This is a genomic window from Streptomyces sp. NPDC049954, from assembly GCF_040656295.1.
Classification (GTDB): domain Bacteria; phylum Actinomycetota; class Actinomycetes; order Streptomycetales; family Streptomycetaceae; genus Streptomyces.
The window spans coordinates 21,422-44,293 of the sequence record NZ_JBFALS010000013.1 but is presented as its reverse complement, the minus strand read 5'-3'; the positions used below and the strand labels follow the sequence as shown (position 1 = coordinate 44,293).

Genomic DNA, 22,872 nt, shown 5'->3' with positions numbered 1-22,872 from the left:
GTCATGGGTGGGGCGGTTCTCACGGGCGAGGGCCCCGGCGGTCGCCGGGGCCCTCGACACGGGTGGACGGGCTGTGGCTAGTCGGCGTCGGTGTCGATGACGCCGACGCGCTGGGCCGGGGTCTTGCCGAGCAGCGCCTTGCGCAGCGCGCCCGCCACGTCCTGCGGGGTGACCGGCGTCTTCTGCCCGGTGCCGCGCGTGACGAGGACGCCGTCGAAGGTCGTCCCGTACAGCTCCTTGAGCGCCTTCGTGTCGTAGGTGTCCACGAGCTTGCCGCCGACCGCCTTGACGCCGAGGATCTTCGGCAGCGAACGGTCCGGGCCGAACTGGATGGACACGCCGCCCGCGCGGACCGTGACGAGCCCGGACATCGCCGGTTCGGCGAAGTCCTTCATCATCCGGTCCACCTCGGACTTGGGCACCTGCGGCTGGTGCTCGGTCAGCGGCAGCTTCACCGTGGCCGGTTTGCCCGTCTGCACCTGGTCCCGGTAGGCCGTGGACAGCACGTCCATCGACTTGTCGACGTCCAGGGTCCGGCCCGCCTGGCCGTAGACCGGGGTGGCCTTGCCGGGCGCGAACTTGATGGTGCCCTCGCGGGAGGTGCCCGAGGTGCCCGCGAGCCGCGTCAGGGAGTCCGCGAGCTTCTCCTCGTCGACCGGCATGACCGGCTGCACGACGCGTTCGCGGCCGATGAGCGAACCGAACACCGACACCGGGTTGTAGTCGCTGGTCGCGGCGGAGCGGACGGTGGCCTGGCTGTCGAGCGTCAGCCCGGACTTGTCGGGCTTGAGGCTCGCCTCCTTGCCGTCGACGTCGAGGGTGACGGGGGCCAGGGTGCGCCTGCCGAGCGTCGACTCCAGCTTGTTGACGGCCGCGTCGCGGGTGCCGCCGCCGATGTCCACGCCGAGCACGGTGGTGCCCTTGGGCACGTCGGAACGGTTCATCAGCAGGCCCGCGCCGTAGCCTCCGGCGGCCACGACGACCACGAGCCCGACGAGCAGCCCGAGCTTGCTGCGGCCCTTCTTCTTGGCCTTGGGCGCCGGGGCGGGCGCGGGGACGGGGACGACGGGCTCGGCGAGCGGCTCGGGGAAGCGGGCCGCCCCGCCCGGTCCGTCGAAACCGGCGGGCGCCTGCGGGCCGGGCACGACCGGGTCCTGGCGCATCGTCACCCGGTCGGCGGCCGGTCCCCGGTTCACGGGCCCCGGGGGGACGACGGGGATGCCGCTCGTGAGGGTGTCGCCCGACACCTGCCCGTCCGGGTGCCCGATCGGGCCGCCGGTACGGCCGCTCTGGCCGCCGGGGGCCGCGTCCGGGTTCTGCGGGGTGAGGACGGCCGTGTCGTCGCCCATCCAGGGGGCGGTGGGCGGGGTCTGCGCGCCCTCGGGCCGGCGCGGGGCGCGGGGTCCCGGCTGCTGCGGACCCCCCGGCTGCCGCGCCTCGCCCGGACCGGGCTGCTGCGGACCGCGCTGACCCGGCTGACCTGACTGACCGGGCTGACCCGGCTGTCCCGGCCGACGCTGGGCGCCCGCGCCGTCGCGCGGGGCGCCACCGTTCTGCGGGCGGGTCGGCAGCGGGGTCTGCGCGGTGGTCTCCGGGGAGGGGGCAACCGGGCCGTGGCCCGGCGCGCGGCCGCCCTGGGGACCGCCGGGGCGCGAACCGCCCGCGTTGCCGGGGCCGGGTACGGGGCCCTGCCCGCGCGCACCGCCGGGGCCGCCGGCTCCGGGTGTGCCGGTGGCGCCGAGCGGGCCCTCCGCGAGCGCCCGCGACACGTCGAAGGAACCGGATCCGCCCGGCGCGGGGGTGCCCTGGGCCGGGGTCCCCGAACCGCCCTGCGCAGCCGGGCCGTTACCGCCCGCGGGCGCGGCCGGGCTCGGGGTGTTGCCGCCCCGCGTGCCGCCCTTGCGCGGAGCGAACCAGTCGCTCGGGGGCGGCTTCTCCTCGGTGGGAGCGGGGGCCGGGGCGGGTGCGGGCGGGGCGGGCCGCCGCTCCGCGCGCTCGGCCGGGGGCTCGGCCGCGGGCGGGCGGCCGTCCTCCTTCTTGTCCTGTTCCGCCATGGGCGTGCGCAGCACGACGGGCGGGATCGGACGGGACCCGGGGATGTTGATCCTGATCCGGGTCGTCATCGTCGTCTCGGTCCTGCGCTCCTCCGGCTGCTGAGCGCCGTCGGGACCGTCCGCACGCGAACGGCCCGCGTCCGGGGCCCCGGACGCCTCCCGCTCGTCCTGTTCGCCCTGGGCCGGGGAACCGTACGGGGGCGTCCCCGAGGGGTACGCGGCCGCGCCACGTCCCTGGGGGCCGGAGGACGAACTCTCAGTTTCACGACTCAAGGCAGGTTCTCCCTGGTTGGCTCCACCGCCCGCGCGCCCCTCGCGAGGGGAATCCCCGGATCAAGGTGGGGGGTGGCCCGGCGGCGCGCACCACCATACTGGCCGTACGGGCCTCCCCGACCGGCACTGCCGGTGAAGCGGGGGCGGCCGATGCGCTCAACTGGTACGTCATTTGCCAAGTCGGGCGGCGGGCCCGCCCGGGGAGGACGATCTTCCCAGGGTGGCACACATCACAGCCACGACCATCCCGCCCAGCAGGAACACGTACGAGCCGAGGCCCGCGCCGAACGCGTAGTCACCCTCCGGGCGGGTCGTGGTCAGCAGGATGACGACGATCAGCCAGCCGCCGCCCGGGACGAGCCCGCCCGCCCGCGAGTCGAGGGCGCGCGAGCCCGCGTAGCAGACCCCGGCCAGGCCGGCGAGGGCGAGCATGAGTCCGCCCGGGGGCAGGGCGGCCTGGACGAGGGCGCCCGCGATCCCGACGAGCGCGCCGAGCACGAGCAGCAGGACGTAACCGGCGATCAGTGCGGGCCGGGGCGGCTGGGCGAGGAAACCGCCGGTGGGGGCGGTGCGCTGGGCGGGCACCTTGGGCTTGGGGGCCGGCTGGGGCCTCGGCGGGGGCGGCGGCGTCATCGGGGAGTCTCCTCTGCGTCCGCCGGGCCGGCGGGGCCCGGTCCGGGGCCTGCCGGCCCGGCGGACAGTCCGGCTCCGGCCTGGGGCAGTCCGGCGAACAGGTCGTTCTCGCGGACGCCGGGCGCCGCGCCGGGGGTGCCGCGCACGACCTCGTAGTACTCGATGCCGAACAGGGGCTGGGCGAGCTGGTTGGACAGGGCGAACAGCGGTTCGGCGACGCTGATCTGGGTGGCGTGCGCGCGCATCGCGGCGATCTTCGCGCCCAGGTGCGCGCGGCCGTCGATCTCCGTGGTGACCGAGGACTCCGGGACGACGCCCGGCAGGTCGTCCACGGCGGCGAAAGCCTCGAAGGGGCCGTCCGCGAGGGCCTGTCCGGACCGCGCGAAGGCCGCCTCCACGACCGGCCTGGGCATCCGGTTCCAGTAGATCTTGGCGATGCGGTGCGGCGGGTGGCCGCCGGGGCGCAGGTCGGGCGCGGCGGCGAGTTCGGCGGCCCGCATCGCGACCCGGTGGGCCTGGATGTGGTCGGGGTGGCCGTAGCCCCCGTGCGGGTCGTAGGTGATCAGGACCTGCGGGCGGACCTCGCGGATGACGTCCACGAGCAGTCCGGCGGCCTCGTCGACCGGGGCGGACCAGAAGGAGCCGGGACGGTCGTTCTGCGCGGTGCCCATCATCCCGGAGTCGCGGTAGCGGCCCGGGCCGCCGAGGAAGCGGTGGTCGGCGACGCCGAGTTCGCGCATGGCGGCGGCGAGTTCACCGGTCCGGTAGGTGCCGAGCCGGTCCTCGCGGTCGGCGGCGAGCGCCCCGAGGGAGGGCGGGATGACCTCGCCCTCCTCGCCGAGGGTGCAGGTCACGAGCGTGACCTCGACTCCGGCCGCGGCGTACGCGGCCATCGTGGCGCCGTTGTTGATCGACTCGTCGTCCGGGTGCGCGTGGACGAGCAGGAGGCGGCGGCGGGGCGGTTCCGTCATGGGGCAAGCCTACGAGCCCGGACGGCCCGGACCCGACGCCCCCGTCGCCGCGCCGCCCGCCCGCGCCGCGCGCCGCTGGTTGAGGGCGCGCGGCGCGGGTGGCCGCCGTACGGGTCAGAACTTGATGTCGCCGAGCATTCCGGCGACGTTGTTGGTGAGTTCCCTGATGGTGGGGGCGATCGAGGAGCCGGCCAGGAAGAAGCCCAGCAGGACGCAGACCACCGCGTGCCCACCTTTCAGGCCCGACTTCCTGACGAGCAGGATGACGATGATCAGCAGCAGCACGACCGCCGAAATCGAGAGCGCCACGGCGGCTCACCTCCCATGCTCGCGAAGACACGCAGGACACAGCCGGCCCCGCCACGCCCCGGCCCGACGTCGGCGGGTACATACCCACCTTGCGCTACGGATCATAACTATGAGTGGCGCCGCATGACTCGTCGCACCGGAGCATGAGGGGCGCATGAACCTCCGGCATGGGCCAAGTGAGCGTCCCTCGGCCCGGCCGGGAGCGCGCGGGACGGCCTATTCTCTGCCGAATGACGACCGAGCCCCTGAGTTTCCCCCGCCAGTCCGCCCGCACGCTGAGATTCACCCTCGGCGCTCCCCGGACGGTGACCGTCTCCCCGGACGGGGAGCGGGTCGTGTTCCTGCGCTCCCGTTCGGGGACCGATCGCTCGCATGTGCTGTGGGTACGTGACCTCGTCGGCGGCTCGAAGGCCGAGGAGCGGGCTGTCGCCGATCCCGCCCGACTGCTCGGCGGGGGCGCGGAACGGCTCTCGGCGCGCGAGCGGGCGCGGCGTGAGCGCTCGCGCGAGGGCGGCGCGGGGATCGTGGGGTACGCGACGGACGCGGCCGTCGAGCACGCCGTCTTCGCCCTGTCCGGGCGGCTGTTCACGACGGACCTGCGCGCGGGCACGAGCCGTGCGCTGTCCGTGCCGGGCCCGGTGATCGACCCGCGTCTTTCGCCCGACGGCCGGTACGTCTCGTACGTGTCCGAGGGTGCCCTGCGGGTGGCCGGCGTCGACGGCGAGCGGGACGGGGCGCTCGCCGAGCCGGAGTCGGACACCGTGACGTACGGGCTCGCGGAGTTCATCGCGGCGGAGGAGATGTCCCGCGCCCGGGGCCACTGGTGGTCCCCGGCCTCCGACCGGCTGCTGGTGGCGCGGGTGGACGACGCCCCGGTCGCGCGCTGGTGGATCGCCGATCCCGCGCACCCGGACCGGGAGCCGGCCCGGGTCGCGTACCCGGCGGCGGGCACCGCCAACGCCGAGGTCGGGCTGTTCGTCCTGGGGCTCCAGGGGGAGCGGACCGAGGTCCTGTGGGACCGGGCCCGCTACCCCTACCTGGCGCGCGTGCACTGGTCGTCGGCGGGCGCCCCACTGCTGCTCGTGCAGTCCAGGGACCAGCGCGACGCCCTGTACCTGGCGGTGGACCCGGACACCGGGACGACCCGCATGGTGCACGCCGACGGGGACCCGGACTGGGTCGAGCTGCACCCCGGCGTCCCGGTCTGGACCCCGCAGGGGCAGCTCGTGCGGATCGCGGACGAGGGCGGGGCGCGGGTCCTCGCGGTCGGCGACCGGCTGCTGACCGGCCCGAAGCTGCACGTGCGGGCCGTCCTGGACACCGGCGAGCGGGACCTGCTGATCTCGGCCTCGGCCGGGACGGCGGCCGAGGAGCCGGAGACCGGGGAGATCCACGTCTACCAGGTCAACGAGCTGGGGGTGCGCCGCCTGTCCGAGGGGCCGGGGGTGCACACGGCGGTCCGCTCGGGCGAGGTGACGGTCCTGAGTTCGGCGCGTCCCGACAGCCCGGGGGCGGTGCACACGGTGCTGCGGGACGGGGCGGAGGTGGCCCGGCTCGGCTCGTACGCGGACACGCCGGTGCTCGCTCCGCGCGTGACGCTGACGGTGGCGGGTGAGCGGCGCATCCCGGCCGCCGTGCTGCTGCCGCGTTCGTACCGGGAGGGCGACGGTCCGCTGCCGGTGCTGATGGACCCGTACGGCGGTCCGCACGGGCAGCGCGTGGTGGCCTCGCACCACCCGTATCTGGCCTCGCAGTGGTTCGCCGACCAGGGGTTCGCGGTGGTCGTGGCGGACGGCCGGGGCACCCCGGGGCACTCGCCCGCCTGGGAGAAGTCGGTCAGGAACGCGCTGACGCTGAGCCTGGAGGACCAGGTGGCGGCCCTGCACGCGCTCGCGGAGCGGTTCCCGCTGGATCTCGGGCGGGTCGCGATCAGGGGCTGGTCCTTCGGCGGCTATCTCGCGGCGATGGCGGTGCTGCGCCGCCCCGACGTGTTCCACGCGGGCGTGGCGGGCGCCCCGGTGACGGACCTGCGGCTGTACGACACGCACTACCAGGAGCGCTACCTCGGCGATCCGAACACCCAGCCGGAGGTGTACGCGGCCAACTCGCTGATCACGGACGAGGGTCTGTCGCAGGCCGCCGAGCAGCACCGGCCGCTCATGGTGATCCACGGTCTGGCCGACGACAACGTCGTGGTCGCGCACAGTCTGCGGCTGTCCTCGGCGCTGCTCGCGGCGGGCCGCCCGCACGAGGTGCTCCCGTTGTCGGGGGTCACGCACATGACCCCGCAGGAACAGGTCGCGGAGAACCTGCTGCTGTTCCAGGTCGCCTTCCTGAAGCGGTCCCTGGGCCTGGCGGACTAGCGGACCAGGGGCTCGCGCCCGCCGAACGCTCAGGCGCCCGGCGGGGCGGGCACCGGTTCCGCCGGGGTCCGGGCGGGGCGGGCGCGGGGCAGCAGCAGCGCGAGGACGACGAGGCCCGCGAGGACGTAGAACAGGGTGCTGGCCAGCGAGAGCTGGACGCGCGGTGAGGCGTCGAGGGAGCCGTCGAACTGCTGGAAGCGCACGGCGACGGACAGCCGGACCAGTCCCCACGCGAGGACCATCGCGGCGGCCACGGCGGCGAGCGCGCGGCTGAACGTGGCGCGGGCCAGCGCGGCGAGGCCCGCGAGCAGCGCGAGCACGACGAGCGCCGCCATCCACCAGCCGCGCGGGGTACTGAGCAGGGAGAGCGTCGTGTTGCGGCTGCCGAGCAGCATCGAGCGGTAGGCGCTCCAGCCGTAGTCCTGGGCCCGGTCGGCCTCCCAGACGGCGAACAGCGCGGCGCACGCGATCAGGAGCACCCCGGCGGTGCGCGCGGCGGCACCGGCGGGGCGGTCGGGGATCTCGGCGCGGGCCCGGGGCGCGCGGCGGCCGAGCGCGGCGGTCAGCAGCAGGGCGGCGCCCAGCAGGAGGCTCGCGACGGTCGTGGCGTAGGCGCGGGCGTGCAGGGCGTTCCCGGCCCACACCCCGGTCCAGCCCTGGCCGAGCAGCCACAGCGAGGGCAGCCGCAGGACGAGCGCGGCGGTGCCGGCCGCGGCGAGCGCGGCGGCGGCCGAGGCGGAGCGCGGGACGCGCAGCGCGGCGAGCGCGCACACGACGCACAGCACCCCGTCGGTGAGCGAGGTGACCTGGACGGCGCCGCCCGAGTACCCGGCGGGGCTGCCCGCCCAGCGCCACCACACCTGCCCGGCGTCGGGGGCCACGGCCGCGTCGCGCACGATCCAGGCGAGGGACAGCAGGGCGAGCAGCGCGCAGCCGCAGGTGCCGAAGAGGCGTGCGCCGCGGCCGAGTGTCTGTGGCTGTCCCATGAGTCCGAATCCTCCCCCGGGGCCCCGGCGTCAACAAGGGCGGGGTGGTCTCGCGGGGTGGCGACGGCGGGTGGGCGGGTGGCCGGGGCCGCCCCTCGGCGGACCCCCGGACAGGCGACCGGCCGGAGCGACATGGCGCGCTCCGGCCGGTCTACGGCACCCGCACGGCCGTACGTGGAACACCTTGTCGCGTCCGTATATCGATGTGGCGTCGCCGGAGTTGCCTGCGTGTTAAGCCGGTCCGGCAGACGGGGGACGTGCGCTGTCGGCGGGTCGCGACCCGTGTCCGGGCGGGCCGCCAGGAGGTCCGCCCGGCGGGGTTCAGTCGCTCGGGACGATCTGCTTCTCCTCGGCGAAGTGGCAGGCCGAGGGGTGTTCCGCGGGGATCTGCCGGCCCTGGAACCACGGCGGGATCGCGAGGAGCGGGTCCTCGACGGCGCACTTGTCCTGGGCCTTGAAGCAGCGGGTGCGGAAGTGGCAGCCGGAGGGCGGGTTGGCCGGGGAGGGCACGTCCCCGGTCAGGATGATGCGTTCGCGGCTCTCCCGGGCCTCCGGGTCGGGCACCGGTACAGCGGACAGCAGGGCCTGCGTGTACGGGTGGGTGGGGTGCTCGTAGATCTGTTCCTCGGTTCCGATCTCCACGATGCGGCCCAGGTACATCACGGCGACGCGGGTGGAGATGTGCCGGACGATCGAGAGGTCGTGCGCGATGAAGACGTACGAGAGGTTGAACTCCTTCTGGAGCTTCTCCATGAGGTTGATGACCTGGGCCTGCACGGACACGTCGAGCGCCGAGACGGGTTCGTCGGCGACGATGATCTCGGGGCGCAGGGCGAGTCCGCGGGCGATGCCGATGCGCTGGCGCTGGCCGCCGGAGAACTGGTGCGGATAGCGGTTGATGTACTCGGGGTTGAGCCCGACCACGTCCAGGAGTTCCTGGACCCGCTTACGGCGCGAGCCCTTCGGCGCGACCTCGGGGTGGATCTCGTACGGTTCGCCGATGATGTCGCCGACCGTCATCCGCGGATTGAGCGAGGTGTACGGGTCCTGGAACACCATCTGGATGTTGCGCCGCACCGCCTTGAGCGCCCGGCCCGAGAGCCGGCTGATGTCCTCGCCCTTGTAGCGGATGGCCCCGGCGGTGGGCTCCTCCAGGTGGACGAGCATCTTGGCGACGGTCGACTTCCCGCAGCCGGACTCGCCGACCACGCCGAGGGTCTCGCCCTGGCCGAGGTCGAAGTCGACGCCGTCCACGGCCTTGACCGCGCCGACCTGCTTCTTGAAGACGATGCCCCGGGTCAGCGGGTAGTGCTTGGCCAGGCCCCGTACCTCCAGGACGGGCGCTCCGGCGGCGTAGGAGTTCTCGGCCTGCGCCCTGGCCATCAGCCGGGCCGCCTCGCGGCCCTCGCGGCGCGCGTCCTTGCGTGAACCGTGCTCATCGCGATGCATCGAGGGTCTCCTCCCAGAAGTGGCACGCGCTGCGGCGGGTCGGGGAGACCTCGTAGAGCGGCGGCTCATCGTGGCGGCACACCTCGCGGGCGCGCGGGCAGCGCGGGTGGAAGGAGCAGCCGGGCGGGATGTGCATGAGGTTGGGCGGCAGCCCCTGGATCGCGTAGAGGTCCTGGCCCTTCTGGTCGAGCCGGGGGATCGACTTGAGCAGGCCCTCGGTGTACGGGTGGGCGGGCGCCTTGTAGATCTCGTGGACGGGGGCGTGCTCGACGATCCGGCCCGCGTACATGACGGCGATCTTGTCGGCGACGTCGGCGACGACCCCGAGGTCGTGCGTGATGAGGATGAGCCCCATGTGCAGTTCGCGCTGGAGTTCCGCGAGCAGGTCCATGACCTGGGCCTGCACGGTCACGTCGAGGGCGGTGGTCGGCTCGTCCGCGATGATCAGCTTGGGTTCCAGGGCGAGCGCCATGGCGATCATGATGCGCTGGCGCATCCCGCCGGAGAACTGGTGCGGGTACTGGCTCACGCGCTCCTTGGCGGCCGGGATGCGCACCCGTTCCATGAGTTCGACGGCCTTGGCGCGCGCGTCCTTGCGGGACATGCCGCGGTGCACGGTGAACATCTCGCCGAGCTGCTGGCCGACGGTGAGGACCGGGTTGAGGGAGGACAGCGCGTCCTGGAAGATCATGGCCATCTGGGCGCCGCGGACCTTGCGCCGCTGGTCCTCCTTGAGCTTCAGGAGGTCGCGGCCCTCGAACAGGATCTCGCCGCCGGTGATCTTCCCGGGCGGCACGTCGAGGATGCCCATGACGGCCTGGGCGGTCACCGACTTGCCCGAGCCGGACTCGCCGAGGACGGCGAGCGTCTCCCCCGCGTCGACGGCGTAGCTGACCCCGTTGACGGCCTTGGCGACACCGTCTCTCGTATGGAACTCGACGTGCAGGTCACGTACTTCGAGCAGCATGGGCCGGCTCCTCAGCGCAGCTTGGGGTCGAGGGCGTCGCGCACCGCGTCGCCGAGCATGATGAACGCGAGCACCGTGATCGCCAGGGCCCCGGCGGGCCACAGCAGCATGTGGGGGGCGTTGCGCACGTTGGCGGAGGCCTCGGAGATCATGATTCCCCAGGAGACGGTGGGCGGCTTGAGGCCGACACCGAGGAACGAGAGCGTGGCCTCCAGCGCGATGTAGGTGCCCAGCGCGATGGTCGAGACGACGATGACCGGTGAGACGGCGTTCGGCGCGATGTGCCGCAGCAGCATCCGGGAGTTGGAGGAGCCGAGGGCGCGCGCGGCCTGCACGTAGTCGTTCTGCTTCGCGGTGATGACCGAACCGCGGGCGATACGCGAGACCTGGGGCCAGCCGAGCAGCACGATGAAGCCGATCACCGGCCACACCGTCGCGGAGGTCACGACGGACAGCAGGACGAGCCCGCCGAGGACCACGGGGATCGCGAAGAAGATGTCGGTGATCCGGGAGAGGATCGCGTCCCAGAACCCGCCGAAGAAGCCGGCCAGTCCGCCGAGCACCGAGCCGAGCAGGGCCACCCCGACCGTCGCGCACACGCCGACCTCGACCGAGGCGCGGGCCCCGTGCACGGTGCGGGTGTAGACGTCGCACCCCTGGTTGTCGAAGCCGAAGGGGTGTCCGGGGCTGGAGCCCTTCTGCGCGTCGGACAGGTCGCAGGACAGCGGGTTGCCCGAGGCGATCGAGGAGGGCCAGATCGCGATGAAGATCAGGAAGAGGATGACGAGGCCCGAGATGAGGAAGACCGGGTTGCGGCGCAGGTCGCGCCAGGCGTCGGACCACAGGCTGCGGGGCCTTCCCGCGGGGCCGCGTCCCTCGGGTCCGCCCTCGGCGGCCTTCTCCAGGCTGGTCGCCTCGCTGCCCGCGAGGTCCGCCGCCCCGCCGAGGCCCGCCCCGCTGATGGCGTTGCGCCCGCTGGGGACGTTGTCTTGTGGCTCAGGCATACCGGATCCTCGGGTCGAGAACGGCGTACAGGAGGTCGACGACGAGATTCGCCACCAGGAAGACCAGGACGAGGATCGTCACGAAGCCGACGACCGTCTGCGTGTTCTGCCGCAGGATGCCCTGGTAGAGCTGGAAACCGACGCCATGGATGTTGAAGATGCGCTCGGTGACGATCGCCCCGCCCATGAGGGCGCCGATGTCGGTACCGATGAAGGTCACCACGGGGATCAGCGAGTTGCGCAGCAGGTGGCGGATGATCACCCGGTGGCGGGGCAGTCCCTTGGCGGTGGCGGTGCGTACGTAGTCGGCGCGGCGGTTCTCCGCGATGGAGGTCCTGGTGAGCCGGGTGACGTAGGCGAGGGAGACCGAGGCGAGCACGAGCCCGGGCAGGATCAGCTCGTCGAAGGGGGCCTCGGAGGACACGGCGGGTTTGATCCAGCCCCATTTCACGCCGAGCAGCAGCTGGAGCAGCAGGCCGGTGACGAAGGTGGGCACGGAGATGACCACGAGGGTCAGCAGGAGGATGCCGGTGTCCACGGGCCGGCCCCGGCGCAGTCCGGTGAGGACGCCGAGCGTCACCCCGATGACGATCTCGAAGACGATCGCGATGACCGTGAGCCGGATGGTGACCGGGAAGGCGGTGCCGATCAGCTCGGTGACCTTCTGCCCGTTGAAGGCGGTGCCGAAGTCCCCGGTGAAGACGTTGCCCATGTAGGTCAGGTACTGCTGCCACACGGGCTTGTCGAGGCCGAGGTCCCGGCGCAGCTGGGCGGCGGTCGACGGGTCGCACTGGCGGTCCCCGCACAGTCCCGCGACGGGGTCGCCCATCACGTTCACCATCAGGAAGATGAGCAGCGTGGCGCCGATGAACACCGGGATCATCTGGAGCAGACGCCGGATCACATAACGTCCCATGGACAGCTCCGGGGTTGGGTGCGTGGCCCGGCGGACGGTGCCGGTCCGAAGGTCCCGGCCGGGCGCACCGGGGGTGCGCCCGGCCGGGGGGACGGCCGCCGCGCGGGGCGGAAGGGGCGGCTCGCGGGGCCGGGGGGGCCGGGTACGGGGCCGGGGGCCGGGTACGGGGCCGGGGGCCGGGCGCGGTCGCGGCCTTCCGGTCAGTTGACCTTGATCTCGTTGTAGACCGGGACGCTGAACGGGTTCAGCGCCACGTTGGAGACCCGGTCCGAGTAGCCGGCGCTGCCGTTCTGGTACCAGAGCGGGATGGCGCCCATGTCGTCACGCAGCACGCCCTCGGCGTCCTGGAAGGTCTTGACGGCCTTCGCGGTGTCGGTCTCGCCGTTGGCCTGGTTGACGAGCTTGTCGAACTTCTCGCTGGAGTACAGGCCGTCGTTCGAGGAGGCGTTGGTGTAGTACAGCGGCTCCAGGAAGTTCTGGATCAGCGGGTAGTCCATCTGCCAGCCGGCCCGGAAGGGCCCCGGCATCTTGTGCTGGCCGATCTTGTTGCGGAAGTCCGCGAAGGTCCCCGTGGGGTTGCCGACGCAGGCCTTGTCGTTCTTGAGGGCGTTGTTGATGCTGTTGCACACCGCGTCGATCCACTCGCGGTGGCTGCCGGTGTCGGCGTTGTAGCCGAGCTTGACCTGCCCGCCGGGGATGCCGCCGGCCTCCTGGACGAGCTTCCTCGCCTCGTCGGGCTTGTACTCGCAGGCCTCCCCGCACAGACCGGGCTTGTAGCCGCCGTCCTCGCCGAGCACCGGCGAGGTCCAGTCGGTGGCCGGGGTGCGGGTGTTCTGGAAGATCGTCTCGGTGATCTGCTTCCGGTTGATCGCCATCGACAGGCCCTTGCGCAGCTGCGCGCTCTTCGGACCGTCCCACTCCTTGTCGTAGAACGGGAAGGCGAGGGTCTGGATGATCCCGGCGGGGGTGTTCAGGTACCGGTCGCCGAGGTCGCTCTTGACGTTCTTGAGCTGCGAGGCCGGGATGTCGTCGACGACGTCGAGGTTGCCCGCGGTCAGGTCCGTGTAGGCGGTGTTGTTGTCGGTGTAGACCTTGAGGTCGATGCCACCGTTCTGCGCCTTGTCGTCCCCCGGGTAGTCGTCCCACTTGCGCAGCTTCATCTGCGAGCCCTTGGCGTAGGAATCGATCGTGTAGGGACCGTTCCCGACGGGCTTGGAGAGCCACTGGTCGTGGTTCTTGAAGAAGGACTCGGGCAGCGGCGCGAAGGCGGCGTAACCGAGCGTCTCGGGCCAGGTGGAGAACTTCTGGCTGAGCTTGACGCTGAAGGTGCGCGCGCCGGTGACCTTGAGCCCCGACAGCGTCTGCGCGCTGGGCGTCCCGGAGTCCGGGTGCACCTTGTCGTAGCCGTCGATGTACCCGAAGAAGTACGCGTTCTTCTGGTTGTTCTTCAGGTTCGCGCCGTAGTTCCAGGCGTCCACGAAGGACTTCGCGGTGATCTTCTCGCCGTTGGAGAAGGTCCAGCCGCTCTTGACGGTGACGTCGAAGTTCTGCGAGTCCTTCGTCACGATCTTCTCGGCGAGCATGTCCTCGGCCTTGCCGGTCTTCGGGTTGTACCGCTTGAGCCCGCGGAAGACCATGTCGAGGACCTTGCCGCCCTGCACCTCGTTGGTGTTGGACGGCTCAAGGGGGTTCTGCGGGTCCCCCCAGGAGGAACTCACCACTCCGGAGCCGTCGCCACCGCCGCCACCACCGCCACTGTCGTCCCCACCGCCACAGCCCGTCGCGGCCAGGGCGACGGCGACCGCACAGGCGGCCCATTTGGCGTGCGTGGCTCCTCGCATGGAGTGCCTCCTCGTGAGCGGTATGTCGCACTTAGTGCCTCATAGCACCCCAGCGCACGGGGCGGCGCACGCCCGGACGGGCCGTACGGGTGGAGGGACGGGTTCCAGATGCCGGGACATCCACGGGAAATCACTGGACAGGCAGGCTTCAAAGGCCCATCGTCGGGGCAGACGCGGATAACGAGTGGGACACGTTCCGCCCGGCCCGGCGAGCACCGACCCGCCCCAGCCGTCCGCCCACCGCCCACGCATGGGGCAACTCGTCCGGTTATCGGACAACATGATCCGATCATTGGCGTTTACACCCTATGTCGAAACGGTGCGATAACGACCCATCAAAGGCCGGTTCGTCGGTAGGTCATGGGATGGCAAAGAAGCTTAAGAGCAGACCAAGCCTGAACGAAATTTATTGACCTTGCTCCTTTTGCATTGAAAAAGTCCGGCTAGCCCGTGGGCCCGTCCTGCGGAGTTTTCGACCCTCCGGGCCAGGAGCACCATGACCACCCCAACCTCAGCCGCCGCAGCCGTCGACGCGGCACCCGACACCGTGCTGACCGCCACGGCCCCGATCCAGGCGCCCAAGAAGGGCGGCGAGGGGCGCTCCCCCAGTCAGCTCGCCTGGCGGCGTTTCAAGAGGGACAAGACCGGCGTCATCTCGGCCTGCGTCGTCATCTTCTTCTTCCTCATAGCCCTGTGCGCGCCGCTCATAGCGAAGCTGTACGGCAAGAACCCGTACACGACGTACGGCCAGGACGACCCCACCCTGCTCAACCCCTTCGGCTACCCCGCGGGCTCGAACGGCGGGATGAGCAGCCAGTTCTGGTTCGGCATCGAACCCCAGCTGGGCCGTGACGTCTTCACCTTCCTGATCTACGGCATCCGCACCTCCCTGCTGCTCGCCCTGAGCATCACCGTCCTGATCGTCGTCGTCGGCGTCGTGGTGGGCGTGGCCGCCGGGTACCTGGGCGGCAAGACGGACTACTTGGTCGGCCGGTTCATCGACATCCTCCTGTCGTTCCCGTCGACGCTCTTCTTCATCGCCTTCATGCCGGTCGTCTACGCGCTCTTCGTGGCCCCGGACGACGACATCCCCACCTCACTGCGTGCCCTCAGCCTGATCCTCGTACTGGCCGGGTTCGGGTGGGCCTCCATGGCCCGTCTGCTGCGGGGCGAGGTTCTGGCTCTGCGCGAGCGGGAGTTCGTCGAAGCGGCGAAGATCACCGGCGCCTCCCCGGCGCGGATCATCTTCAAGGAGCTGATCCCGAACCTCTGGACGCCGATCATCATCCAGGCCACGCTGACCCTTCCGCTGATGGTGACCAGCGAAGCGGGTCTCGCCTTCCTCGGCGTCGGGATGATCGACCCGACCCCCGACTGGGGTGTCATGATCGGCCGCGGCGCGAACTTCTACACGGACGACCTGACCTACATGCTCTTCCCGGGCATCTCCATGGTCGTCTTCGTTCTTGCGTTCAACCTCCTCGGTGACTCGGTGCGCGACGCACTCGACCCGCGTTCCAAGCGCTGAACGCTCCCCCTCTCAGGCAGCCGGCCGTCGCCGTCCGGTCTGTTGCTCATTCCTCCCATCGATCCAAGGACCGATTCCCATGGCTTTCTCCCGCAGAAACTTCCTCGTCGCCACAGGTGTGGCGGCGGCAGGCACGACCCTGCTGACCGCGTGCGGCAGCGACGACTCCGGCAGCGGTGGGTCCGGCGGCGGCAAGCCCTCCCAGGGCGGCGTGACCGGCGGCAAGGCCGAGAAGATCGAGCTGGGCACCAAGGCCGACTCGCAGGGGCCGGCCCCCGAGGTCGAGGGAGCCAAGAAGGGCGGCACCCTCTACACGATGGACCAGATCGACGCCGACCACCTGGACCCGGCCCAGATCTGGTCCGCCTACGAGGGCTGGATGACCCCGCTGTTCATGCGCGGTCTCGTCGGCTACAAGGTGGACGTCAAGACGGGCAAGTGCGTCCTCGTCGGCGACGCGGCCACCGACACCGGCACCGCCAAGGACGGGGGCAAGACCTGGGTCTTCACCCTCAAGGACGGGCTGAAGTGGGAGGACGGCAAGGACCTCACGGTCGATGACGTCAAGCACACCTTCGAGCGCCTCTTCGCCAAGTTCGTGACCTTCGGCCCGCGTTACCCGCAGCAGTGGCTCATCGGCGGCGACAAGTACAAGGGCCCCTACGAGGGCAAGCACCTCGACTCCATCGAGGTCGACAAGGACGCCAAGACGATCACCTTCAACCTGAAGGAGGCGCACGGCGACTTCAACTTCTGCCTCACCATGCGCGCCTTCTCGCTGGTGCCCAAGCACAAGGACACCAAGGAGGACTACGACAAGAAGCCGTTCTCCTGCGGTCCTTACAAGATCTCCAGCCGCAAGGTCGGCAAGAGCATGCTCTGCGTCCGCAACGAGCACTGGGACGCGAAGACGGACCCGATCCGCAACGCCTACCCGGACAAGTTCCAGTTCCAGTTCGGCTACCAGCCGTTGGCGTCCACCGACCGCTACATCGCCGACCAGGGCAAGGACCAGTACACCTTCTCCCTGCTCAACGAGGTCGCCCCGGAGCGTGTCCAGCAGGTGCTGGGCGGTGGCAAGTACAAGGACCGCATCCTCACCCACCTGGACGTGGCCACCTACTACTGGGCCATCAACACCACCCGCATCAAGGACGTCCAGGTCCGCAAGGCCCTCCAGTACGCCTTCCCGCTCTCCAAGCTCCAGGTGATCCGCGGTGGCGCCGCGACCTCGGAGATGGCCACCACGATCATGAACCCGCTCACCCCGGGACACGCCGACTTCGACCTCTACGACAAGAAGAAGAAGCCGGCCGGTGACCCGGCCAAGGCCAAGGAGCTGCTGAAGAAGGCGGGCAAGCTGGGCCAGAAGGTCGTCATCGCCTACCAGCAGTCCGAGAACGCCCTGAAGCAGGCCGTCGCGATCAAGAACTCGCTGGAGGCGGCCGGCTTCAAGGTCGTCAACAAGCAGGTCGACAAGGCCTCGTTCTACAGCCAGATCGCGCAGCTCGACAACGACTACGACCTGTTCGCGGCCGGCTGGTCCCCCGACTGGCCCGGTGGCTACACCGCGCTCCAGCCGACCTTCGACGGTCGGGTGATCGCCAACGGCGCCTCCAACTGGCCGCAGCTCAACAACAAGAGCGTCAACAAGGCCATCGACGCCGCCTCGCAGATCACCGACGTCGACGAGTCGAACAAGGCGTACGGCGCGATCGACAAGCAGATCATGGACCTCGCCGCGGCGATCCCCGACTACTGGCCGATCCGTAACTGGTTCCACGGCTCCAAGGTGGGCGGCTTCGTCTACAGCGCCGGCGACACCGGCATCGACATCAGCAAGCTGTACGCGAAGGCCTGAGTCCGCGCTCCGGGCGGGTGGCCGAACGGCCACCCGCCCGGGCACGCTCGCGAGCCCCCACCCCTCCCCCCGGCGACGGCGCCCCCTCCGGAAAGCCCCGACTCACATGCTCCGTTTCCTTTTCCGCCGTGTGCTTGGCGCTCTCGTCATCCTCGTGATCATCTGCGCCATCACGTTCTTCCTCTTCTACGCGATCCCTCGGGACCCGGCCCGGCTGGCCTGCGGCAAGTCCTGCTCCAAGGCGCTGCTCGAACAGGCCCGGCACAACCTGGGGATCGACGACTCGCTCCCCGTGCAGTTCTGGCACTACATATCCGGCATCGTGATGGGCCGTGACTACGGCAACTACGGGCACTGCCCGTCTCCGTGCCTCGGTTACTCCTTCATCAACCGCGAGCCGGTCTTCGGCACGATCATGGACCGTTTCCCGACGACCCTCTCGCTGGCCCTCGGTGGCGCCGTCGTCTTCCTCGTCGTGGGTATCGGCGCGGGCATGATCGCCGCGGTCAAGCAGGGCAAGCCGCTCGACAAGGCCGCCAGTTCGCTCTCCCTGGTCTTCTCCTCGCTCCAGATCTACTTCGTCGGCTACCTCGCGATGTTCGTCCTGGTGACGAAGCTCGACCTGTTCAGCCAGCCCTCGTACACGCCGTTCACGGAGAACCCGGGCAAGTGGTTCGGCGGACTCCTGATCCCCTGGCTCGTGCTGTCGATCATCTTCACCGCGAACTACACGAGGATGACCCGCTCGCAGCTCGTGGAGACGATGAGCGAGGACTACGTGCGCACCGCCAAGGCCAAGGGCCTCTCGCGGTCCTCGGTGTTCTTCCGCTTCGCCTGGCGTGGCGCCATGGGGCCGATCGTGACGATCTTCGGCATCGACCTCGGCACCCTCCTGGGCGGCGCGATCATCACCGAGCAGGTGTTCAGCCTCCAGGGCGTGGGCCAGCTCGCCATCCAGTCGGTGGACCGCAGCGACCTGCCGATGCTCCTCGGCGTGACGCTCTTCTCGGCGGGGGCGATCGTGATCGCCAACATCGTCGTGGACGCCGTCTACTCCCTCATCGACCCCCGGGTCCGGCTCGCCTGACCAGCGCAGGCCGGCTCTCTCCCCCCGCATCACCCCATGGAGCGTCCCTCGTGACGAGCACCGAAAAGCCCTTTCTCTCGGTCAACGACCTGAGAGTCCACTTCTCCACCGAGGACGGCATCGTCAAGGCCGTCGACGGACTCTCCTTCGACCTGCACCGGGGCAAGACCCTCGGCATCGTCGGCGAGTCAGGCTCCGGCAAGTCCGTGACCAACCTGGCCATCCTCGGACTGCACAACCCGGAGTCCACCGAGATCGACGGGGAGATCGTCCTCGACGGCGAGGACCTGCTTCAGGTCCCGCGCAAGCGCATGGAGACCCTGCGCGGCAACACCGTCTCGATGATCTTCCAGGACGCACTCGCCTCCCTCTCGCCATACCACACCGTGGGCCGGCAGATCGCGGAGACGTACCGGAAGCACACGGGGGCCTCCAAGAAGGAGGCGCGGGCCCGCGCCGTCGAGATGCTCACCAAGGTGGGCATCCCGCAGCCGGACCTGCGGGTCGACGACTACCCGCACCAGTTCTCCGGCGGTATGCGCCAGCGCGCGATGATCGCCATGGCGCTGTCCTGCGACCCCGAGCTGCTCATCGCCGACGAGCCCACCACGGCTCTCGACGTGACGGTCCAGGCGCAGATCATGGACCTGCTCAAGGATCTCCAGCAGGAGATGGGCACCGCCATCATCTTCATCACCCACGACCTCGGTGTCATCGCCGACATCGCCGACGAGGTCCTGGTGATGTACGGCGGCCGGTGCGTGGAGCGCGGCACCAAGAGGGAGGTGCTGAGGAATCCGCAGCACCCCTACACCTGGGGCCTGCTGGGTTCGATGCCGGAGCTGGACGGGCCGGTGGACGTTCCGCTGACGCCCATCCCGGGAAGCCCGCCCAGCCTGCTCAACCTGCCGACCGGCTGCCGCTTCCACCCGCGCTGCACGTTCACCGAGCAGGTGAGCGGCAACCGGTGCGAGGACGAGACACCGGAACTGAGGCTGGTCGACGGGCGGGGGGCTGCCTGTCACCTGACCCCGGAGCAGCGCAAGGAGTTCTTCGAGGACTTCACCGCCGCCCGTACCGCCTGACCGAAGAGACCAGGGACACACACCATGAGCAGCACCTCCCCCCTTCTGGAAGTCTCCGGGCTCACCAAGCACTTCCCGATCAAGGCCGGCTTCCCGTTCAAGCGGACGGTGGGGGCCGTCCAAGCCGTGGACGGCGTGGACTTCACCGTCGGCACCGGTGAGAGCCTGGGCCTGGTCGGCGAGTCGGGTTGCGGCAAGTCCACCACCGGGCGCCTGATCACCCGGCTGATGGAGCCCACCGCGGGGACGATCACCTACGCCGGGCAGGACATCAGCCACGCGAGCCGTACGAAGCTCGCGCCGGTCCGCTCCGAGATCCAGATGATCTTCCAGGACCCCTACGCCTCCCTCAACCCCCGCCAGACGGTCGGAAAGATCATCGCGGGGCCGATGGAGGTCAACAACATCAATCCGCCGCAGGGCCGTGTGAAGCGGGTCCGCGAGCTGCTGGAGACCGTCGGCCTCAACCCGGAGCACTACAACCGGTTCCCGCACGAGTTCTCCGGCGGCCAGCGCCAGCGCATCGGGGTGGCCCGGGCTCTCGCGCTGAACCCCAAGATCATCGTCGCCGACGAGCCGGTCTCCGCGCTCGACGTGTCCATCCAGGCACAGGTGGTCAACCTGCTCCAGGGGCTCCAGAAGGAGCTGGACATCGCCTTCGTGTTCATCGCGCACGACCTGGCGATCGTCCGGCACTTCTCGCAGCGCGTCGCCGTCATGTACCTCGGCCGCATCGTCGAGATCGCCGACCGGGACGACCTCTACGGCAGCCCGCGCCACCCCTACACGAAGGCGCTGCTGTCGGCCGTGCCCGAGGCCACGTCCGAGGACAAGCCGAAACGGGAGCGCATCCTGCTCAAGGGCGATGTACCGTCTCCGGTGAACCCGCCCTCCGGCTGCCGTTTCCGTACGCGCTGCTGGAAGGCGACGGAGAAGTGCGCGACGGACACCCCGCCGCTCGTCCAGATCTCCGGCAACCGCGAGGGACACCTCACGGCCTGCCACTACCCGGAGGACGCGCAGGTCGTCGGCGCGGCCAAGAAGGCCACCGCCTGAGCGGCGACGCTCCTCCCGCCTCGGCCCGCCCCTCGGGGCCGGCCGAGGCGGCCATGACCCCCGGCGGTCGCGGGCACACCCCCTGAGGCCCGGACCGCTGAGGAACCGATGCCGTCGGCCCATTGACCCGAGCTCGGCGCTCCTCGGTTCCGCCTGGGGAAGAGGGCCCGGCCCGCCGTGCGAACGGCGGGCCGGGCCCTCACCTTTGCTCTCCTCCACTCATGACGGGGCGCCCGCCACCCTGTCCGGTGGCGGGCGCCCCGTCGTGCGGGTGGGGGCGGGTCAGGCCGCTCCCACCACGTCCTTCTCCTCCGCGAAGTGGCAGGCCGATTCGTGGGCGGCGGGGGTGTCCACGCCGGCGAAGCGGGCCGGGACGGCCAGGAGCGGCGTCTCGGTCGCGCACTTGTCCTCGGCCTTCCAGCAGCGGGTGCGGAAGCGGCAGCCGGAGGGCGGGTTGGCCGGAGAGGGCACGTCCCCGGAGAGCAGGATGCGTTCGCGGCTCTCCCGGGCCTCCGGGTCGGGCACCGGCACGGCGGACAGCAGGGCCTGCGTGTACGGGTGCGTGGGGTGCTCGTAGATCTGCTCGTCGCTGCCGATCTCGGCCATCCGTCCCAGGTACATGACGCCGACCCGGTCGGAGATGTGCCGGACGATCGAGAGGTCGTGCGCGATGAAGACGTACGAGAGGTTGAACTCGTCCTGGAGCCGCTCCATCAGGTTGATGACCTGGGCCTGCACCGACACGTCGAGCGCGGAGACCGGCTCGTCGCAGATGATGACCTCGGGGTTGAGCGCGAGTCCGCGGGCGATGCCGATGCGCTGGCGCTGGCCGCCGGAGAACTGGTGCGGATACCGGTTGATGTACTCGGGGTTGAGCCCGACCACGTCCAGGAGTTCCTGGACCCGCTTACGGCGCGAGCCCTTCGGCGCGACCTCGGGGTGGATCTCGAAGGGCTCGCCGATGATGTCGCCGACCGTCATCCGCGGGTTGAGCGAGGTGTACGGGTCCTGGAACACCATCTGGATGTTGCGCCGCACCGCCTTGAGCGCCCGCCCGGACAGCTTGGTGATGTCCTGGCCCTTGAAGAAGACCTCTCCGGCGGTGGCGCGCTCCAGGGTCATCAGGAGTTTGGCGACAGTCGACTTGCCGCAGCCGGACTCGCCGACGATGCCGAGGGTCTCGCCCTGGTACAGGTCGAAGGAGACCCCGTCCACGGCTTTGACCGCGCCGATCTGCCGTTTGAAGAGGATGCCCTGGGTCAGCGGGAAGTGCTTGACCAGTCCCCGCACCTGGAGGATCGGCTCGCCCCGGTCGACGGGCGCCTCGACGGCCGCGACCGCCTGGTCCTCGGTGACCGCCTCGACCGTCTCCACCTCGGTGACGTTCGGCGTGGTGTCCCGCGGCTCCGCGTTCTTGCCGAGGTCAGCCATGGATCGTCTCCTTCCAGAAGTGGCAGGCGCTGCCGCGGCCCGGCAGCTCGGCGCCGTCCCGTTCGGTGACGGGGTGCAGCGGCGGGACCTCGGTGCGGCAGATGTCCTGCGCCCTGGGGCAGCGCGGGTTGAAGGCGCAGCCCGGGGGGATGCGGGTCAGGTTGGGCGGCAGTCCCTTGATCGCGTAGAGCTCCTGCCCCTTCTGGTCGAGCCGGGGGATGGAGTCGAGCAGCCCCCGGGTGTACGGGTGCGCGGGCCGCTTGTACAGCTCGTGCACGGGGGCGGTCTCCACGATCCGGCCCGCGTACATCACGGCGATCTTGTCGGCGACGTCGGCGACGACCCCGAGGTCGTGCGTGATGAGGACGAGCCCCATGTGGTACTCGCGCTGGAGTTCCGCGAGCAGGTCCATGACCTGGGCCTGCACGGTCACGTCGAGGGCGGTGGTCGGCTCGTCCGCGATGATCAGGTCGGGCTCCAGGGCGAGCGCCATGGCGATCATGATGCGCTGGCGCATCCCCCCGGAGAACTGGTGCGGGTAGTCCCCGACCCGGGAGGCGGCGGCCGGGATGTTGACCCGGTCCATCAGTTCGACGGCCTTGGCCTTGGCGTCCTTGCGGGACATGCCCTGGTGGACGCGGAACATCTCACCGAGCTGCCAGCCGACGCTGAGCACCGGGTTGAGGGAGGACAGCGCGTCCTGGAAGATCATGGCGATCTTCTGGCCGCGTATCCTCCGGCGTTCCTCGGCGGACATGGTGAGCATGTCCTGGCCGCGGAAGAGGATCTCGCCCTGGGGTATCCGGCCGGGCGGCATGTCGAGGATGCCCATGACGGCCTGGGCGGTCACGGACTTGCCCGAGCCGGACTCGCCGAGCACGGCGAGCGTCTCTCCGGCTTCCACGGAGTAGTTGACCCCGTTGACGGCCTTCGCGACGCCGTCCCGGGTGTGGAACTCGACGTGCAGGTCGCGGACTTCGAGCAGCGGGCTGTCCGGCTGGCCGGACGCCCGGGGTGAGGGCACCCCGGCGGGTTTGTCGATGGTGGTCATGTACGCC

General features: G+C 70.7%; 18 protein-coding genes. 6 read left to right on the top strand and 12 right to left on the bottom strand.

The features are described 5' to 3' along the window. Window positions 1-77 precede the first annotated feature (77 nt). The 4 genes from AB0J21_RS26280 to AB0J21_RS26265 all read right to left on the bottom strand — a co-directional run bounded on the left by AB0J21_RS26280 (window position 78) and on the right by AB0J21_RS26265 (window position 4,240). A complete protein-coding gene (locus tag AB0J21_RS26280) occupies window positions 78-2,327 on the bottom strand; it encodes a hypothetical protein (protein ID WP_363148580.1) in 2,250 nt (749 codons plus the stop codon). 168 nt (window positions 2,328-2,495) lie between these two features. Further along, complete coding sequence (locus tag AB0J21_RS26275; RefSeq protein ID WP_363148579.1) at window positions 2,496-2,960, bottom strand: DUF6113 family protein; 465 nt, start codon at window positions 2,958-2,960, stop codon at window positions 2,496-2,498. Beyond that, complete coding sequence (gene mshB, locus AB0J21_RS26270) at window positions 2,957-3,931, bottom strand: N-acetyl-1-D-myo-inositol-2-amino-2-deoxy-alpha-D-glucopyranoside deacetylase (RefSeq protein WP_363148578.1); 975 nt, start codon at window positions 3,929-3,931, stop codon at window positions 2,957-2,959. The genes AB0J21_RS26275 and mshB overlap by 4 nt, the downstream gene beginning before the upstream one ends. Before the next feature lie 114 nt (window positions 3,932-4,045). Continuing rightward, window positions 4,046-4,240, bottom strand: a complete 195-nt coding sequence (locus tag AB0J21_RS26265) for a hypothetical protein (RefSeq protein WP_363148577.1) — start codon at window positions 4,238-4,240, stop codon at window positions 4,046-4,048. Between the two features lie 230 nt (window positions 4,241-4,470). Between AB0J21_RS26265 and AB0J21_RS26260 the strand changes: the two genes are divergently transcribed. Beyond that, window positions 4,471-6,603, top strand: a complete 2,133-nt coding sequence (locus AB0J21_RS26260) for a prolyl oligopeptidase family serine peptidase (RefSeq protein ID WP_363148576.1) — start codon at window positions 4,471-4,473, stop codon at window positions 6,601-6,603. A gap of 29 nt (window positions 6,604-6,632) precedes the next feature. Here the strand turns inward: AB0J21_RS26260 and AB0J21_RS26255 are convergent, their stop codons facing one another. From AB0J21_RS26255 to AB0J21_RS26230, 6 genes are all read right to left on the bottom strand, one after another. Further along, window positions 6,633-7,589: a hypothetical protein gene (locus AB0J21_RS26255; protein WP_363148575.1), complete on the bottom strand. Its 957-nt coding sequence runs from the start codon at window positions 7,587-7,589 to the stop codon at window positions 6,633-6,635. Window positions 7,590-7,910: 321 nt separating this feature from the next. Beyond that, entirely contained in the window at window positions 7,911-9,038 is a 1,128-nt protein-coding gene (locus AB0J21_RS26250) for a dipeptide ABC transporter ATP-binding protein (RefSeq protein ID WP_363148574.1), read from the bottom strand. Then, window positions 9,025-10,005 carry an ABC transporter ATP-binding protein gene (locus tag AB0J21_RS26245; RefSeq protein ID WP_363148573.1) on the bottom strand — a complete coding sequence of 327 codons (981 nt, stop codon included), beginning with the start codon at window positions 10,003-10,005 and terminating at the stop codon, window positions 9,025-9,027. The genes AB0J21_RS26250 and AB0J21_RS26245 overlap by 14 nt, the downstream gene beginning before the upstream one ends. A gap of 11 nt (window positions 10,006-10,016) precedes the next feature. Next, window positions 10,017-11,009: an ABC transporter permease gene (locus AB0J21_RS26240; RefSeq protein ID WP_363148572.1), complete on the bottom strand. Its 993-nt coding sequence runs from the start codon at window positions 11,007-11,009 to the stop codon at window positions 10,017-10,019. Continuing rightward, a complete protein-coding gene (locus tag AB0J21_RS26235) occupies window positions 11,002-11,925 on the bottom strand; it encodes an ABC transporter permease (protein ID WP_363148571.1) in 924 nt (307 codons plus the stop codon). The genes AB0J21_RS26240 and AB0J21_RS26235 overlap by 8 nt, the downstream gene beginning before the upstream one ends. 200 nt (window positions 11,926-12,125) lie before the next feature. After that, window positions 12,126-13,766, bottom strand: coding sequence for an ABC transporter substrate-binding protein (locus tag AB0J21_RS26230; RefSeq protein WP_363148570.1), 1,641 nt, complete (start codon window positions 13,764-13,766; stop codon window positions 12,126-12,128). A gap of 496 nt (window positions 13,767-14,262) precedes the next feature. On the opposite strand from AB0J21_RS26230, the gene AB0J21_RS26225 reads away from it, so the two are divergent. From AB0J21_RS26225 to AB0J21_RS26205, 5 genes are all read left to right on the top strand, one after another. Then, window positions 14,263-15,294 (top strand): ABC transporter permease, encoded by a 1,032-nt coding sequence (locus AB0J21_RS26225; protein WP_363148569.1) that lies wholly within the window; start codon window positions 14,263-14,265, stop codon window positions 15,292-15,294. A gap of 79 nt (window positions 15,295-15,373) precedes the next feature. Further along, the gene (locus AB0J21_RS26220; protein ID WP_363148568.1) at window positions 15,374-17,155 is read left to right on the top strand and encodes an ABC transporter substrate-binding protein; all 1,782 of its coding nucleotides are present in this window, start codon (window positions 15,374-15,376) and stop codon (window positions 17,153-17,155) included. A 106-nt stretch (window positions 17,156-17,261) separates the two neighbouring features. Continuing rightward, window positions 17,262-18,242, top strand: coding sequence for an ABC transporter permease (locus AB0J21_RS26215; protein ID WP_363148567.1), 981 nt, complete (start codon window positions 17,262-17,264; stop codon window positions 18,240-18,242). 50 nt (window positions 18,243-18,292) lie between these two features. Then, window positions 18,293-19,327 carry an ABC transporter ATP-binding protein gene (locus AB0J21_RS26210; RefSeq protein WP_363148566.1) on the top strand — a complete coding sequence of 345 codons (1,035 nt, stop codon included), beginning with the start codon at window positions 18,293-18,295 and terminating at the stop codon, window positions 19,325-19,327. A 24-nt stretch (window positions 19,328-19,351) separates the two neighbouring features. Next, window positions 19,352-20,383: a dipeptide ABC transporter ATP-binding protein gene (locus tag AB0J21_RS26205; RefSeq protein WP_363148565.1), complete on the top strand. Its 1,032-nt coding sequence runs from the start codon at window positions 19,352-19,354 to the stop codon at window positions 20,381-20,383. 282 nt (window positions 20,384-20,665) lie between these two features. Here the strand turns inward: AB0J21_RS26205 and AB0J21_RS26200 are convergent, their stop codons facing one another. Further along, entirely contained in the window at window positions 20,666-21,814 is a 1,149-nt protein-coding gene (locus AB0J21_RS26200) for a dipeptide ABC transporter ATP-binding protein (protein WP_363148564.1), read from the bottom strand. Beyond that, the gene (locus AB0J21_RS26195) at window positions 21,807-22,865 is read right to left on the bottom strand and encodes an ABC transporter ATP-binding protein (RefSeq protein WP_363148563.1); all 1,059 of its coding nucleotides are present in this window, start codon (window positions 22,863-22,865) and stop codon (window positions 21,807-21,809) included. The genes AB0J21_RS26200 and AB0J21_RS26195 overlap by 8 nt, the downstream gene beginning before the upstream one ends. Window positions 22,866-22,872 lie beyond the last annotated feature (7 nt).